Raw genomic sequence first — 14,564 nt, 5'->3', positions numbered from 1 at the left:
GTCATTTTCATAGGTATAAATCTATAAATTTATACTATTGAATGTTTAAACAAAAATTATTCCAGTTTTATTTTTTTTTACCAATTATGAATTATTCAAAATAATTCAAGGTTTCAAATCCGCCTTGTTTTAAGTATTCTTCCTTTCTCATCAGATGAAGATCGGATTGTACCATGTCTGTTACCAACATCTGAAGATCATATTTTGGCGTCCATCCAAGTTTTGTATTTGCTTTTGTCGGATCACCAATAAGTAAATCGACTTCAGTTGGCCTATAATATGCCGGATCAACTTTGACAACAGTCTGACCGAATTTAATCAGCGACTTATCAATATTTAACTGAGCTAAGCGTTCCTCGTCAATATCGATAATTACCCCCTTCTCCTGCTCTCCCTTGCCACTGAACTCAATTTCAATTCCCAATTCTGCAAAAGCCATGCGAACAAAATCCCTAACAGTTGTTGTCACACCTGTAGCAATCACAAAATCTTCTGCGGTTTCTTGTTGTAGAATCAACCACATTGCTTCTACATAATCTTTGGCATGCCCCCAGTCACGTTGTGCGGACAGATTACCAAGATATAATTTATCTTGCAGCCCTAGCGCGATTTTTGCCACAGCCCTGGTAATTTTACGTGTCACAAAAGTTTCTCCTCTTACAGGGCTCTCGTGATTAAATAAAATACCATTACAGGCATACATCTTATAAGCTTCACGGTAATTTACAGTAATCCAATAACCGTACATTTTTGCTACAGCATACGGACTTCGTGGATAAAAGGGTGTTGTTTCACTTTGTGGAACCGCTTGCACCAATCCATACAATTCGGAAGTGGAAGCCTGATAAATACGGGTTTTTTCGATCATTCCCAATAATCTGACCGCCTCAAGAATCCGCAATGTACCGATACCATCTGCATTAGCAGTATATTCTGGCGTATCAAAACTAACCTTTACGTGAGATTGTGCCGCAAGATTGTAAATCTCGTCAGGCTGTGTTTCTTGTATAATACGAATCAAATTGGTTGAATCCGTCAAATCACCAAAATGCAATGTGAAATTTCGATTGTCGAGATGAGGATCTTGATAAAGATGGTCAATACGATCAGTATTGAATAAAGAGCTGCGGCGTTTTAAACCGTGTACTTTGTATCCTTTCTTCAATAGGAATTCTGCTAGATAGGCACCATCTTGTCCTGTTATACCTGTTATTAAAGCAGTTTTCGTGTTTTGTTCAGCCATGTTTCTCTCTAGATTAAGCAATACCTGACGAAATCGTTAGATATTTATCCCATATCCATACATACAATTAGTTTATCCGCGATTAATTTAGCTACGCACAAGATTATCATTCAATACTTGCCGGTCACCGTATTCGTAAACTCATCCGTCTACAGCGCAAATAAATCATAATGAATTGGGAGTGTAAAAGTATTAAATTTTAAACAAAAAAAGCCATAGGAATTCCTATAGCTTTCTGTTATTCTTTTTTTATCGTTTACGTTTAGTTTGAGCGCGTAAAGTTAAAAACTAGATAGGCTTCTCCATTCGCAACAGTCAATGGCATACGCATAACTAATTTATTCCCATCAGAATAAGATAAATCTAAGCGGTAACCTGTTGTGACATTTTTCGCCTTATCGCCCGCATAAATCTTTTTAAATTGAAACTGAGGCTCTCCTAAGCCTTTTCCAGGGTTATAGATAGACCAAAAAATCTCACGTGATGCTCCTGGAGCACATAAAGTTCCTTGCGCATTAAATGTAATTGATCCTTTCCCATTTCCAATAAAATTCCATGTACTACCTACGAAACATTCTGCCGGAGCCTCTTCAAATACACTTTTGATCGTGAATGAAGAAGGTAAATTCTCTCTATCGATTGTATTCAATGTCCACGTTCCTTTTACCGCGGATTTCCAATCCGAAGCGCTAGGACCAGAAGCTGCACTCGTATTGGAAGAAGGATTTCCAGTTGATGTACCTTGCTTTTGTGCTCCACAAGAAAATAAGGTCACCGTAGCAAAAACAGTTGCTAATGATAAAACGAATCGATTCATATGTATAAATTTTAATTTCAAATTGTATTTTTGGGGTAAATTAATCCACAAATCATGAAGATTACAGCCAAAAATCATACCATAAGCAAAATAATCGCAAAAACGCTGTTAAGGTTATTTATCATTTTATTGGCCTTTGCTTCTTATCCGCTTTTTTTAGGACAGGAAGCAAAAAGCAAATTGAATCAAATCAGCCTTGCTTTTACGAACAAGATAGCACTCATAGCTCCTATCTTGTTATTTTGCTTCATCATTGGATTAATGATCGCTGTGCTCAAGCACAAATATAACAGAATTGACCTAAATTGGCTATTTTCTCTTGCTACTATCTTTGGTATTTTATATTTGATATTATTGTATTCAAGAATTTACCCAACGATTGCTTAAGCCCAATTGCACAATTCGCCAAAGTTTCTAACTTTGGATTCTCCAAAACGCTAATTACAGCCGAACAAGATTGGATGTATAATTTATATGGATAAAAAAAAGGGGCTCAAAATAGCCAAAAATATAGCAAAGATTGTCGTTACTGTAGGAGCCTTATACTGGGTATTTAGCAAGGTATCGCTAAAGGATCTGAAAGAAGCCGTCATCAACTCCAATCCTCTCTATCTATTCTTTGCTTTAGTTGCTTATAGTATCTCAATTTTTATTTCTTCTTCGCGCTTATTGACTTTTTTAAAGGCAATCGGTTTAGATGTTACGGAAAAATATAATTTAAAACTGTATCAACTTGGCCTATTTTACAACCTCATTTTACCAGGCGGTGTTGGCGGAGATGGTTATAAAATATTCTTCCTCAGGAAACGATTCAATATTAAAGGACGAAAATTATTTACGGCCTTATTTTTAGATAGATTAAGTGGATTATGGGCACTGTGCCTCATCATTGCAGCGCTAGTTACTTATATGCCACAACTCGGAATTCCAAACTATCTGACCGTTATTCTATTTATAATAGGGAGCGTTCTCTATTACTTTATCGTAACCAAGTTCTTTAAAGAATACAAGGCTACATTTTTAATAGCCCATTTAAAAGCAATCGGTGTGCAATCCATGCAAGTTATTGCAGCAATTCTTATCCTTTATGCACTAGGATTTAGCGGCAAATTTTCTCCTTACCTATTTTTATTCCTTGCATCTTCTCTTGTTTCGATCATTCCGTTTTCAGTGGGTGGTTTAGGGATGCGTGAGCTTGTGATCATGTGGGGAGCGGGCATATTCCACGTCGACTCACACAATGCGGTTTTAATCACCTTGTTATTTTATATTATTTCCGCTCTCGTCGCGCTTTCAGGAATTTATTTTATCTTTCATCCGCAAGCAATTGGAGAGGACAAATTACCTTCCGAAGAAGAAGTTGAACAAAGTCAAAAACTAGAAGAATAAACATGGCAAATATTATTATTACAGGTGCAAGCAGTGGTGTTGGATTTGAAGCGGTGTTGGATTTGACCTCTAAAAAGGACAACAAAGTCATTGCTTTGGCTAGATCAGCAGACAAACTGAGAAAACTTCATGAAATTGCAGGTCAGCTCAACTATGATGGCGGCACCTTATACCCGGCTCAATTTGATATTGTCTACGATGACTATACTACACTTGTTCCCTTCATCCAATCAAAATTTGATAAGGTTGATATCTTGATAAACAATGCTGGAGCACTCATCAATAAGCCATTTATGGAAACTGATGGAAAGGATTTTGCTGAAATGCTACAAACCAATGTAATGGGACATGTAAATATGATACAAAACGTTGTTCCCATGATGCCATCAGGCTCACATATTGTCAATATTGGCAGTATGGGGGGATTTCAGGGATCATTGAAGTTTCCCGGACTTTCGGCATATTCAACCAGCAAAGCCGCATTAGCAGTGCTTACAGAATGCTTAGCGGAGGAGTTTAAGGAAAAAGGAATCAAAGTGAACTGTCTAGCCTTAGGATCTGCTCAGACCGAAATGTTCGAGGCTGCTTTTCCGGGTGTTGAAGCGGGTACTTTAGCCTTTGAAATGGGACGCTATATTGCAGAGTTCGCTCAAAATGGACATCACTATTTCAATGGGAAAATACTTCCTGTAGCCAATACAACACCTTAATTGGAAAGCCCTTCAAAAAAATATCCCTTGATCTAATATAGTCAGGTTGGTGTAATATAGTCAGGGCCATTTAATAGAACATTAAATGGCCCTGATCTTTTACCCCTATTTGATCCGGAAAGAAATACTAAAACTCGCGGCCTTCAGTTTATTAAATCAATTTGTCTTCAATTTAAGCCATTTTGTAAGGTCATCCATCAATTGTTCATTAAAACTCTCTGAGTTTTCAAAATATTCTTCGATTTTTCCAGTTTGCGCATGCTGAAAAAGGTGATTCAAATTGGGATAATCCTTAATGGTGAGGTCAGTAGTCTTTAAGTGCAGGTGTTGGAGACAATAAATGTTTTCATTTGCAGGAACTTGGACGTCCTTTCCGCCAAATGAAGCAAAAACCGGTATTTTTAGCTGCTTCAGATAATAAGCCGGATCGATACGAAGAAACGTTCTAAACCAGGGGCTCATCATTGGACTGAGTTTAATTTTCATATCAGCAGTCAGGGGATTACCGTTATTTTGCTGAATAAGTTCTTTTTCCAACGATTCGGCCAATGCCTTTGGTGGCGCATCTTCCAATAGAATAGTATACAATCTTCGATTATTTGCTTTATTGATCTGTAATGCTGCTTCAGATAATCCGCCCGCTTTTCCTAAAGCATAACTCTGTAAGATCAGTAAAGAATCTCCTTTGATCACTGGGCCAGACAAAAGTGCAATATACTTTACCTTACTGTTCTCGGATGCCACTATTTCGGCAATTAGGGCTCCCTCACTATGCCCGATCATTCCGATTTTATCCACATCTACTATAGCTTTTTTGCTGAGAAAATCAACTGCAGCATTGGCATCAGAGGCAAAATCAATTGTTGTCGCTAAATTCACTTCTCCTTTAGAGCCGCCTACCCCTCGATCATCGTAACGTAATACAGCAAAACCGTTTTTGGTAAGATGATCTGCAAGCACCTTAAATGGCCTGTGACCAAACACTTCAGAATCCCTATTCTGCTGACCGCTACCGTTGACCAACACCAATGCGGGGAATGGTCCACCATTTTTAGGATAAGTCAGAGAGCCCGTAAGAACTGCATTGCCGGCACTATTTTTAAACGAAACTTCCTCTTCCGTATAGCTATAAGGAGGAAAAACATCCTGCTTACGAGAAAGCCCACTCTGTTCATTCTCGCTTCGTACTAAAATCATAGCAGATTCAAAGGGGCCTTGTTTCATCACCCCTTTCATAACATCTTTATCCCGATCCAAAAAGCCCGCATACAGAAGACCTATATTCTTAACATCCATCCAAATGGAATCGTGTTGAATACGTATTTGATTGATTGGAAATTTCTGCGCTGTTTGCATCGGACTCTCAAAGGTACCATTCCACTTCCCTGCACTATCTTTTTGAATATTGAATACCAGTAGCAGCTTCTGCCCTGAAACCTCAACCTCGCCCTTCCATGAGCCATCAAATGTCTGCGCATGGGTACATGAAAAATGAAAACAAATGATAAATAGGTATAAAATTTTTCTCATTGTCGTTTTTTACTAGAAATTAAACTGTATGCATAAATCCAATATAAAATATAATGCCACAAATACCATACTGATTCCAATCTTCTTATTATTAACGGCTACATTCATACCCTTAACCAATAAATAGAACTGATAGCATAGCAATAACAAACTGATGATTCCAAACATGCCAAACAAGAGCATCTCCGTTTTATCAACTCCAACCAATGTATGATCGTCGCTTTGCACTGCCTTTAAGACTTCATCCGTAAATTTGTCCTGGTTTAACAATTTCCCTAAAAATAAGGCAAGATAGAGCGGAAATGGTATAATCAGAACGACATTTATGACATCGATGATTCTGGTCTTTCTGTTCAATAACATCCCAGTACCGTAAAGAAGTGTAAAAGGAGCCAAAACCATACAGGCATGAACGCCCAATAAAGCCCATATCGAAATCACCCTATCCGGTTGATAGAAATGCATAAAACCATTGAACTGCTGGCCCGATAAATAAATAACATAGCTTGATAACAAAAATCCGATAACACCAGCAAAGAATAACTTCCACTCTGGGAATTCCGCAAATGGATTCTGAAAAATCTGTTTAACTTTCATTTTTTAAGAATTGAGATAAGTTCAGCTGTTCAATCGCAGCCGGATTTTGGGTTCCAATAAGTAATATCTTACCAGTTTCCAATGTAAGTTGCAACCCCATATTACCACGAGCTGAAAAAGCCAGACCTCTCACCCCCCTCCTCAATCCCCATCCACCAAACTCACCGATCGGGTTATAGTTTCGTACCTGAATAGCACGGATATCTGCCCAAAGCGTCCTTTTACGATAGAAATTAAATGGGAAAAAATAGACTTCAATTCCATCTTCACGAATAATAGTTTTTAATCGTAGTATGCCAAATAACCCCCACAATACCAAATTGATCCAAAATCCTGGTAATTGAAATAATGGAACAAAATCCAACTGCAAGATATCATGCCAGTGCACAGAAAAACTGGCTACACTGACCGTTAAAAGGATCAAACATAATAACCAGCTAAAAAAAGATTGGCTTTCGGTAAAAAGCGTATTATTTTTCATCATGACATCATTCTATGTTCATCAATCATTCGATTTCCCTCGCCACTAAATATTTCTATTTCTGCCAACACTATTTTTATTCGTAAGAGCTTTCACTTTTTGAATCAGATCATCCAGGATATTACGAACTGTCGGATAGGATTTTCCCATTTGGTTTGCCATTTCCTTAAAACTTCCTGAGTGTATCAAAAAATTCAGAACAAATTCTTGCTCCTCAACAGTAAGTTGCATTAACACGGGTAATGAAAACTTTCCAACAACTTCGGTTTCACAGGAGTCACACACCAATTTAGCGACTTTTAACTTCGCTTCACAACAAGGGCAATCAACCGGTATTTTTTTCATTAAATAATAACTATATTAATATTATTAAAGATAACATTAATAATATTAAAACAAAACACTATAAAATCAATATTTTTTAAAAACCACTGCTTAATGATATATTTGTATCATTAAATAACATTTATGAAGAAGTTTTTAGGCTATTTCCTATCTATAATATTTTGGTTTTGTTTTGGTTTATCCTTGATTATCTTTCACCCTATACAGTGGTTATGTTTAAAGCTGGGTGGATATAATGCACACAAAAAGAGTGTGGATATATTAAATGCCTGTCTCGTTGCCTGCTATTACACACTATTTAATCGGGTGACGTTTATCGACAATAAAAATATTCCAACAGGGCAACCCATTGTCTTTGTAGCCAATCACCAAAGCACCTTTGATATTCCGCCAATGATCTATTTTTTACGCAGGTTTCATGGAAAATTTATTTCTAAAATTGAACTTGCCAGCGGTATACCTAGCATCTCCTTTAACTTAAAACATGGTGGTGCCGCAAATATAGATCGCAATGACCCCAAACAGTCTATTGCTGAGATATTGAAGCTTGCCAATAATATGAAAACCAAAAACTGGTCCGCGTTTATTTTTCCAGAGGGAACAAGATCGAAAACCGGAAAAATGAAGACCTTTCATGTTGGCGGAATTGCCACATTACTAAAGAAGAATCCGAGCGCACTCGTTGTTCCTATCGCCATCACAGGATCATATGAAATGGTACAATATGGGATGTATCCATTAACCCCATTTCTTCATATGACCTGGGAGGTTCTAAATCCTTTGGATACGGAGGGCAAGAATATTGAAGAGATCGTTAAATTAGCTGAGGAAGCTATAAAACTAAAGGTCGAAAAATTGCAGTAAGCTACTTGACCTGCCTTCCTTTCCAGTCATACTTTCCAACATTACCCAATATGCCGATATAAGCTAGATAAAGGATATGAGCCAGGCTTAATAAAGGAAGATACCATAAGAGTTCATTTCTGCTTGCGAACCTGGTTAAAGGTTGAATAAAAAGAAATTCGACAGTCATCTTCAATAACAACGCGAACAGTACTACCCAAGCAACAAATTTCACACCACAGAGCGCAAGAACTGCAGCAACCAATATCAATAAGTTGAAAAACCAAATGGAAATCCCCAATGCGATGACACCTTTATTTTTATATTTGGTACTTTTTGAAGCCCAGCGTCTACGCTGACTAATGAATGATTTCAAATCTGGTTTTGCATCTGTATAAACAACGGCATCTTGTGATTTACAAAAGATTATACGATCGGGATATTGTTCTGCTACCTTATGTAAAAAAAGTTCATCATCTCCGGATGCAAGCTCATCAATCCCTTTAAATCCGCCCATTTGTTTAAAAATATCCTTTCGATAGGCCAAATTCGCTCCATTACAGGTCGTTGGTTTTTTATTACCAATACCTGCAGCGCCCAAACCTATCAAATACAAAAATTCCAGGGTCTGCAGTCGTTCAAAAAAACTCTTTTCTTCTGAATACACTACTGGAGAAGATTGTAGATAGGCACCTTCTTTCTCAAATGAACTGATAACTGTCTTTAGCCAGTTCGACCCCATGCGGCAGTCAGCATCTGTAGTGATAATAATTTCGCCATGACAGCAATTTATCGCTCTTGAAATTGCTAATTTCTTGTAGGAATTCAAACGGCCATTTTCGTTCAATTGAATCAGCTTGACACCTTTTTCTTCATATTCTTTCACAATCAAAGACGTACTATCGTCCGAATGGTCATCGATAATAATTAACTCCAGGAGCTCTCTAGGATAATTTTGTCCTAGTATCGATTCAATGGTGCGCCTAATATTTAACTCCTCATTCCGCGCTGCGATAATGACAGATACAGTCATTGTTGGCCTAACAGTATTGTTAGGCTCCGAAAGCAAGAACCAGCCTCTGCGCATCCATAAAACTAGAATTACGTATACGCAGGCAAAAATGATCAATAAATAGTTAAGAATTTGTATCACCGAAAAAATTTATCTTAAAAACAAAAATAGAACCAAATATAGCTGGAAGAATCAAATTGACGAACCAAATACAGGAAACAATAGCCATTACAGCAATTTCCTGTGTGGTAATATAACTATATAGATTGCTTGCAACGAAACTCCTAACACTGAAATCAAAAATATCCAATGTAGGTAGCGCTGCCTGCACAAAAAATAGGATAAAAATCATAAGAACCATGGATAAAAGCGGTAACTCAGGTAGCGTTAGCTTCATCAAGATGATATACTGAGAAGTAAAAATGACAAATCGCGCCAAAGAATTTAAAAGAACAATACGGAGCTCGCGCATTGAATAGTGTTCCAATACTTCAAAGAAAGGCTTAATCCGTTTCAAAAACTTAATTTTGCCGACCAATAAATCGATCCATTTTACATTGAAATATAAGATGACAAATCCTCCGGCATAAATAATTGCAAGTAGCCATACACCAAATTGTACGGTTAAAGGAGTTGAGAGAAATTTACAGATAAACCAAGCGATACTTAATGATCCCGCAACGCTTGTGAGCACCAATTGTGCAAATAATCCAACGCCCATCGCCACGGCTCCTTTTGCCCGATGTTGAGGCTGTAAAAAAAGAACGCGTCCACCATACTCTCCAATCCTATTGGGAGTAAAAATAGCCCAGGTAAGTCCGCAAAAAACGGATTGGAAGGCCTGCCAAAATGAAATACGTTCCAGTTTAGAGGCAAGATACTGCCATTTAACGACTTCAAGCAACCAATTTACAAGCATTAACACCACGATCAAAACCAGGGTCCAAACAACAGAATGTTGTTCTAAACCTGCTACTAGGGTTTTAAACTTCGCAATATTACTTTTATCAGATACTTTCACGGCAATATACCAGGTCGCCAGGGCGAAAACCAGCATCTTCAATAAAAGACTGATGTATTTTTTTTGTCTTCCAGTCAACTTTCGATAATTAGAGAGCAATGTTACTAAATTTTAGCCAAATGATTAAGTTTTGTCGAATGCAATCCGCGAATAAAACGCAAAATTTGTAATATTGTATATGCAGAAGGAAAAGGCGAAAGAAAGAATAATTTTAGGGATCGACCCCGGTACCGTTGTACTGGGATATGGCATCATCAAAGAAGTTGGCAATAACATATCCTTGATCTCAATGGGGGTCATCAAAATGGGACATTTAGACGATCATGCTCTAAAACTACAACGTATTTTCAAAAAAACTTCGGCTTTAATGCAGGAATATAATCCCGACTGCGTAGCCCTTGAATCACCATTTTATGGCAAAAACATACAGGTCATGCTCAAACTAGGGCGAGCTCAAGGTGTTGCTATGGCGGCGGCGCTGGCGCAAGATATTCCGATCTTTGAATATTCTCCAAGAAAGATAAAACAATCCGTTACAGGAAATGGAAATGCGACAAAGGAGCAGGTTTCCGCTATGCTAAAAAATCTATTAAAATTTGAGGAAACACCACAATTTTTAGATGCCACCGACGGATTGGCAATTGCTGTCTGCCACTCGTTTCAGAAAAATGCAGTATCAGGCAACAGTAAGTCGTACACGGGATGGTCCGCCTTTATCAAAGATAACAAGGATCGAATCAAGTAATCACATTTGCACCTGACGAATCACATTCTTCACATTCAATTCCACAATATCCGTCATCGTTTTACACTTGAGGTAGGAGTTGTTCTGATAAAATTCAGCATAGCCCTCACGTAACTGTTTGATATTCTCCTGGGTCGAGAGCACCTGCGTTTGCGAGGCATCCCTCAGATCAGCGATCCGATGTCTTTCGCTTCGAACTCTATGCACAATAGAGGAACGCTCCTCTTGTTGGTATTGCAGTACTGTTTTTTCATTGAGATGTTCCATCGCCAGTTTGACATAGGGAAGATTCTCCTTAAAAAATTGCGGCATATATACCTTCGGATTTCCTTCATAAAACTGCTGGTCAAAATCTATTGCCCGAATTCGAAACTGGAAATCATCAAAATCTGGTGTAATCTGCATCACGAAATTGTATGCCCGCATATCCCCCAACAACGTAATAATACATCGCTCATTAAACTTGACAAATTCTTTGGAAATCCGGGTCAGATTATAATCAGGCGAGAACATACGTGTTTTCGAAAAAGTGTCTCCCGGAATTCCAACAATATGTTCCTCAACCAAGGTATCATGGTCTACCATATAATTCACCTGATTGGGCGACAATATTTCTTCCAACTCCAGTCCATATATTCTTGATGCATCGGCCTGCTTGATGTAAAAATAATCATACACATCATTTAAACGGTTCACGATACGAATACGAAAGGGTTTCGTATTGCCAAAGCCGCAGTACTCGACACGATCAATATATTTATGCTGGACGATTCGCGTATTACCTGATGCTTTCAATTTAGCATAAATCACCTTCAACCCGTCATATAATTGGTCAATGAGATATTGTGGATACAGTGGAGTCTCCCAAAAAGTATCGTTGCCAAATTTATCCATAACAGGTACTGTCTCCGTAAAATTCAGTAGATCCTTATATCCTATAGGCAATTTTTCATCTCGCTGATACAGCTTAAGGTATTTATGAAGTCCTTCCCCTACTTCAAAAATCGGCTTCTTTTTCGAAATCTTTACATCTTGAACTTCTTCCATCGCTATTCCGTATTTGATTTTTCGTTTATTCAAACATCACACGGTTGGCTACATTTTTAACCTAACAACCGCTAAATACGAACTGATTAGATTGTTAATAGGCCAACTGCATTTCCTACTTCTTAAAAAGGCAATACTAAATTAATTTATCATAATCCTGATATCAAACATGAAAACAATCACTTAACCTATAATAAGATCACCATGAAACAATTATAATCACTTTCAATCAAAAACATATAACATTATCAATATGAATAAGTATTTTTTATTAAATTTACATCTATAAACCGAAAATTCTTAGTAATTTTGAAATAAATTTAATTATTTTAGCTATTGGTCCGATTTTGATGCAACGGCCAATTAATGAACACAAAAACCATTGTTAATGGAAAATCAATATGCAAACTATGATCTAGACAATTTGGATATCCAAATCTTGTCTATTCTAATGAACGATGCCTCTATTCCTTATACAGAAATAGCAAAAAAGCTAATTGTATCAGGTGGTACAATTCACGTTAGAATGAAGAAGATGGAAGAACTAGGTATCATTAGAGGGTCAAATCTAATTATCAATCCTCAAAAAGTCGGATTTGATATCACGGCCTTTTTGGGTATCTATCTTGAAAAAGGTTCACAATATGCAGATGCGGTAGATAAATTGAAAGAAATCAAAGAAGTGGTCGAATTACATTATTGTACTGGCCAATACAGTATTTTTGCAAAAATCATCTGTAGAGATACAGTTCACCTCAGAAAAGTATTGAATGAAGATATTCAATCCGTACCTGGGATTCAACGTACCGAGACGATCATCTCTCTCGAGGAGAGTATCAAACGTCAAATCAGCTTAGTCTAGTATAAAAAAAGCTTCCATAAAAATGGAAGCTTTTTTTATACTATCTGTTCTAACATTTCGATATAGAGATCGATCCCTGCTCTAATTTCATCGATATAGATAAACTCATCCGCCATATGCGACCTTGCGCTATCACCAGGTCCCAACTTCAGAGAAGGGACAGGAATAAGAGCCTGATCGCTCATCGTCGGCGATCCATAGACGGCACGCCCCAGTGTAACACCTGCTTTGACAATTGGATGCGTTTCAGGAATGGAAGAAGACTTCAGACGCGTTGATCTCGCTGTGACCTCTGATTTGACATGAGACTTGATAATATCCAACGTCTCTTCATTCGAATAAGCATCTGTGGTTCTGACATCGACAACAAAGTTACAAGTAGCCGGTACCACATTATGTTGTGATCCCGCCTGAATTACTGTCACCGACATCTTAATCGGGCCTAAGGTTGACGAAGTCCTTTCAAACGTATAATTTTGAAACCATTCAATATCCCTAATCGCTTTGTAGATTGCATTATCGCCCTCATTACGTGCGGCATGTCCAGCTGTCCCTAATGCTGTACAATCCAACACCATCAGTCCCTTTTCTGCAATTGCCAAATCCAATAAGGTAGGTTCACCCACAATTGCAAAATCAATTGAACCGATATCATCCAAAACAGATTCTACACCGTTCTTACCTGAGATCTCTTCTTCGGCACTAGCGACAAGACAGAAGTTATACTTCAAGTCCGTCTGCTGGTAAAAATACAAAAATGTAGCTATCAATGATACCAAACAGCCTCCGGCATCGTTGCTCCCCAATCCGTACAATTTACCTTCCTCTACAGTCGCCGCCAAAGGATCTCTTGTATAACCTGTATTTGGTTTTACTGTATCGTGATGGGAGTTGAGTAATATCGTAGGTCTGGTGCTATCATAATGAGCGTTATATACCCAGACATTATTGCCTTTTCGATGTGTTTTGATATCACGCTCCTGAAAGAAGCGAACAATTAAATCCGCTGTGAACTCTTCCTCTTTACTTAAAGACGATAGTCCAATTAATTGTTTTAAAAGGGCCAGAGCATCTTCAAATAAGCCCTGCTTATCCTTCATGGTATAGTCCTCCTGCTTTATCCGCAGACAGTTTAATTCCTTTTATAAAAGCAGAACTAAAACCATTATGTTCCATTTCGTTCAATCCCGCTATTGTACAGCCCTTCGGTGATGTTACCTTATCAATCTCTCCTTCTGGATGAGCATTGGTGTGCAATAACAAATCAGCAGCGCCTTTTGCAGTTTGAACCGCCATCTTTAATGCATCATGCGCATGAAATCCGATTTCAACTCCACCTTGTGAAGCAGCACGGATCGCACGTAGGAAAAATGCAATACCGCAAGCACACAATGCCGTCGCCGATGTCATTAGGTCCTCATTAATAACAACGACTGAACCAACAGTTTCAAACATTTTCTCAACCTCCTTCAAACTGTCGTCTGAAGCATTGTCGCTGGCGATACACGTCATTGATTGCGCTATTGCAATTGCCGTATTAGGCATTGCTCGTATCACTGTGGCATCTGCCCCCAACTCTGCTTTTAAATCGGCACAAGAAACTCCCGACACAATAGAGACAAAAATCTGATTGGTCTTTTCAATTACAGGAGCCACTTCCACCAATACCTTTTTTAGTTGTTGAGGTAGGATTGCGAAAACAACAATATCAGCCCCCTTTACAGCGAGTTTATTATCATTACTTATTGAGAAGCCTTGGCGCGCTTCTTCGGCCAGTGCATTCAAATTTCTCCTCGTCAAGGTAATATCGGCAGCATGGGCAAATTCACTTTTTACAAGTCCTTTTGCCAAAGAAAGACCGATATTACCGCTTCCGATAATGGTGACCTTTTTCATAGCGATCGTTGGGTTTAGGTTAGATT

The 14,564-nt window shown here is 38.1% G+C and carries 17 protein-coding genes; 6 read left to right on the top strand and 11 right to left on the bottom strand.

All coding sequences use genetic code 11. The annotated features are described in order from the left end of the window. Positions 1-91: 91 nt before the first annotated feature. Positions 92-1,243, bottom strand: a complete 1,152-nt coding sequence (gene gmd / locus B3P16_RS04495; protein ID WP_046674906.1) for a GDP-mannose 4,6-dehydratase — start codon at positions 1,241-1,243, stop codon at positions 92-94. A gap of 262 nt (positions 1,244-1,505) precedes the next feature. Beyond that, positions 1,506-2,060: a lipocalin family protein gene (locus B3P16_RS04490; RefSeq protein WP_046674905.1), complete on the bottom strand. Its 555-nt coding sequence runs from the start codon at positions 2,058-2,060 to the stop codon at positions 1,506-1,508. 54 nt (positions 2,061-2,114) lie between these two features. On the opposite strand from B3P16_RS04490, the gene B3P16_RS04485 reads away from it, so the two are divergent. The 3 genes from B3P16_RS04485 to B3P16_RS04475 all read left to right on the top strand — a co-directional run bounded on the left by B3P16_RS04485 (position 2,115) and on the right by B3P16_RS04475 (position 4,159). Beyond that, positions 2,115-2,447, top strand: a complete 333-nt coding sequence (locus tag B3P16_RS04485; RefSeq protein WP_046674904.1) for a hypothetical protein — start codon at positions 2,115-2,117, stop codon at positions 2,445-2,447. Positions 2,448-2,534: 87 nt separating this feature from the next. Then, complete coding sequence (locus tag B3P16_RS04480; protein WP_286841552.1) at positions 2,535-3,449, top strand: lysylphosphatidylglycerol synthase transmembrane domain-containing protein; 915 nt, start codon at positions 2,535-2,537, stop codon at positions 3,447-3,449. A gap of 2 nt (positions 3,450-3,451) precedes the next feature. Further along, positions 3,452-4,159 carry an SDR family NAD(P)-dependent oxidoreductase gene (locus B3P16_RS04475; RefSeq protein ID WP_070570367.1) on the top strand — a complete coding sequence of 236 codons (708 nt, stop codon included), beginning with the start codon at positions 3,452-3,454 and terminating at the stop codon, positions 4,157-4,159. Between the two features lie 156 nt (positions 4,160-4,315). On the opposite strand, the gene B3P16_RS04470 is transcribed toward B3P16_RS04475, so the two are convergent. Genes B3P16_RS04470 through B3P16_RS04455 form a run of 4 tightly spaced genes read right to left on the bottom strand, consistent with a single transcriptional unit; the run spans position 4,316 to position 7,112 of the window. Next, positions 4,316-5,689, bottom strand: coding sequence for an alpha/beta hydrolase family protein (locus B3P16_RS04470; RefSeq protein WP_286801607.1), 1,374 nt, complete (start codon positions 5,687-5,689; stop codon positions 4,316-4,318). A 12-nt stretch (positions 5,690-5,701) separates the two neighbouring features. After that, on the bottom strand, positions 5,702-6,286 hold the full coding sequence (locus tag B3P16_RS04465) for a hypothetical protein (protein WP_286841550.1): 585 nt from the start codon (positions 6,284-6,286) through the stop codon (positions 5,702-5,704). Continuing rightward, on the bottom strand, positions 6,276-6,770 hold the full coding sequence (locus tag B3P16_RS04460; protein WP_139145106.1) for a hypothetical protein: 495 nt from the start codon (positions 6,768-6,770) through the stop codon (positions 6,276-6,278). Before B3P16_RS04460 ends, B3P16_RS04465 begins: the two co-directional genes overlap by 11 nt. Before the next feature lie 42 nt (positions 6,771-6,812). Continuing rightward, a complete protein-coding gene (locus B3P16_RS04455; protein WP_286841548.1) occupies positions 6,813-7,112 on the bottom strand; it encodes a DUF2089 family protein in 300 nt (99 codons plus the stop codon). Between the two features lie 123 nt (positions 7,113-7,235). On the opposite strand from B3P16_RS04455, the gene B3P16_RS04450 reads away from it, so the two are divergent. Continuing rightward, positions 7,236-7,976 (top strand): lysophospholipid acyltransferase family protein, encoded by a 741-nt coding sequence (locus B3P16_RS04450; RefSeq protein ID WP_286841546.1) that lies wholly within the window; start codon positions 7,236-7,238, stop codon positions 7,974-7,976. Between the two features lies 1 nt (position 7,977). On the opposite strand, the gene B3P16_RS04445 is transcribed toward B3P16_RS04450, so the two are convergent. Beyond that, positions 7,978-9,108 carry a glycosyltransferase gene (locus B3P16_RS04445; RefSeq protein WP_286841544.1) on the bottom strand — a complete coding sequence of 377 codons (1,131 nt, stop codon included), beginning with the start codon at positions 9,106-9,108 and terminating at the stop codon, positions 7,978-7,980. Then, entirely contained in the window at positions 9,092-10,066 is a 975-nt protein-coding gene (locus B3P16_RS04440; RefSeq protein ID WP_070570381.1) for a lysylphosphatidylglycerol synthase domain-containing protein, read from the bottom strand. Before B3P16_RS04440 ends, B3P16_RS04445 begins: the two co-directional genes overlap by 17 nt. A 100-nt stretch (positions 10,067-10,166) precedes the next feature. Here B3P16_RS04440 and ruvC point away from each other — a divergent pair, with 100 nt between their 5' ends. Then, on the top strand, positions 10,167-10,733 hold the full coding sequence (gene ruvC, locus B3P16_RS04435) for a crossover junction endodeoxyribonuclease RuvC (RefSeq protein ID WP_046674896.1): 567 nt from the start codon (positions 10,167-10,169) through the stop codon (positions 10,731-10,733). Here the strand turns inward: ruvC and B3P16_RS04430 are convergent, their stop codons facing one another. After that, a complete protein-coding gene (locus B3P16_RS04430; RefSeq protein WP_046674895.1) occupies positions 10,734-11,780 on the bottom strand; it encodes a hypothetical protein in 1,047 nt (348 codons plus the stop codon). It lies immediately after the preceding gene. A 388-nt stretch (positions 11,781-12,168) separates the two neighbouring features. Between B3P16_RS04430 and B3P16_RS04425 the strand changes: the two genes are divergently transcribed. Next, entirely contained in the window at positions 12,169-12,642 is a 474-nt protein-coding gene (locus tag B3P16_RS04425; RefSeq protein WP_046674894.1) for an Lrp/AsnC ligand binding domain-containing protein, read from the top strand. Between the two features lie 35 nt (positions 12,643-12,677). On the opposite strand, the gene B3P16_RS04420 is transcribed toward B3P16_RS04425, so the two are convergent. Then, positions 12,678-13,742: a M20 family metallo-hydrolase gene (locus B3P16_RS04420; protein WP_286770647.1), complete on the bottom strand. Its 1,065-nt coding sequence runs from the start codon at positions 13,740-13,742 to the stop codon at positions 12,678-12,680. Continuing rightward, complete coding sequence (gene proC / locus B3P16_RS04415; RefSeq protein ID WP_286754814.1) at positions 13,732-14,538, bottom strand: pyrroline-5-carboxylate reductase; 807 nt, start codon at positions 14,536-14,538, stop codon at positions 13,732-13,734. The genes B3P16_RS04420 and proC overlap by 11 nt, the downstream gene beginning before the upstream one ends. Between the last annotated feature and the right edge of the window lie 26 nt (positions 14,539-14,564).

This window comes from Sphingobacterium sp. UBA7631 (assembly GCF_002483935.1).
Taxonomy (GTDB): Bacteria; Bacteroidota; Bacteroidia; order Sphingobacteriales; family Sphingobacteriaceae; genus Sphingobacterium; species Sphingobacterium multivorum.
Note: the sequence above shows the minus strand (reverse complement) of the source record. Positions and strands in the feature narration are given on the sequence as shown.

Coding starts and splice junctions, on each gene's coding strand:
- B3P16_RS04425 (WP_046674894.1), top strand. CDS start 12,169: ATGGAAAATCAATATGCAAACTATGATCTAGACAATTTGGATATCCAA.
- B3P16_RS04470 (WP_286801607.1), bottom strand. CDS start 5,689: ATGAGAAAAATTTTATACCTATTTATCATTTGTTTTCATTTTTCATGT.
- B3P16_RS04485 (WP_046674904.1), top strand. CDS start 2,115: ATGAAGATTACAGCCAAAAATCATACCATAAGCAAAATAATCGCAAAA.
- B3P16_RS04430 (WP_046674895.1), bottom strand. CDS start 11,780: ATGGAAGAAGTTCAAGATGTAAAGATTTCGAAAAAGAAGCCGATTTTT.
- ruvC (WP_046674896.1), top strand. CDS start 10,167: ATGCAGAAGGAAAAGGCGAAAGAAAGAATAATTTTAGGGATCGACCCC.
- proC (WP_286754814.1), bottom strand. CDS start 14,538: ATGAAAAAGGTCACCATTATCGGAAGCGGTAATATCGGTCTTTCTTTG.
- B3P16_RS04420 (WP_286770647.1), bottom strand. CDS start 13,742: ATGAAGGATAAGCAGGGCTTATTTGAAGATGCTCTGGCCCTTTTAAAA.
- gmd (WP_046674906.1), bottom strand. CDS start 1,243: ATGGCTGAACAAAACACGAAAACTGCTTTAATAACAGGTATAACAGGA.
- B3P16_RS04455 (WP_286841548.1), bottom strand. CDS start 7,112: ATGAAAAAAATACCGGTTGATTGCCCTTGTTGTGAAGCGAAGTTAAAA.
- B3P16_RS04490 (WP_046674905.1), bottom strand. CDS start 2,060: ATGAATCGATTCGTTTTATCATTAGCAACTGTTTTTGCTACGGTGACC.
- B3P16_RS04465 (WP_286841550.1), bottom strand. CDS start 6,286: ATGAAAGTTAAACAGATTTTTCAGAATCCATTTGCGGAATTCCCAGAG.
- B3P16_RS04460 (WP_139145106.1), bottom strand. CDS start 6,770: ATGATGAAAAATAATACGCTTTTTACCGAAAGCCAATCTTTTTTTAGC.
- B3P16_RS04450 (WP_286841546.1), top strand. CDS start 7,236: ATGAAGAAGTTTTTAGGCTATTTCCTATCTATAATATTTTGGTTTTGT.
- B3P16_RS04475 (WP_070570367.1), top strand. CDS start 3,452: ATGGCAAATATTATTATTACAGGTGCAAGCAGTGGTGTTGGATTTGAA.
- B3P16_RS04480 (WP_286841552.1), top strand. CDS start 2,535: ATGGATAAAAAAAAGGGGCTCAAAATAGCCAAAAATATAGCAAAGATT.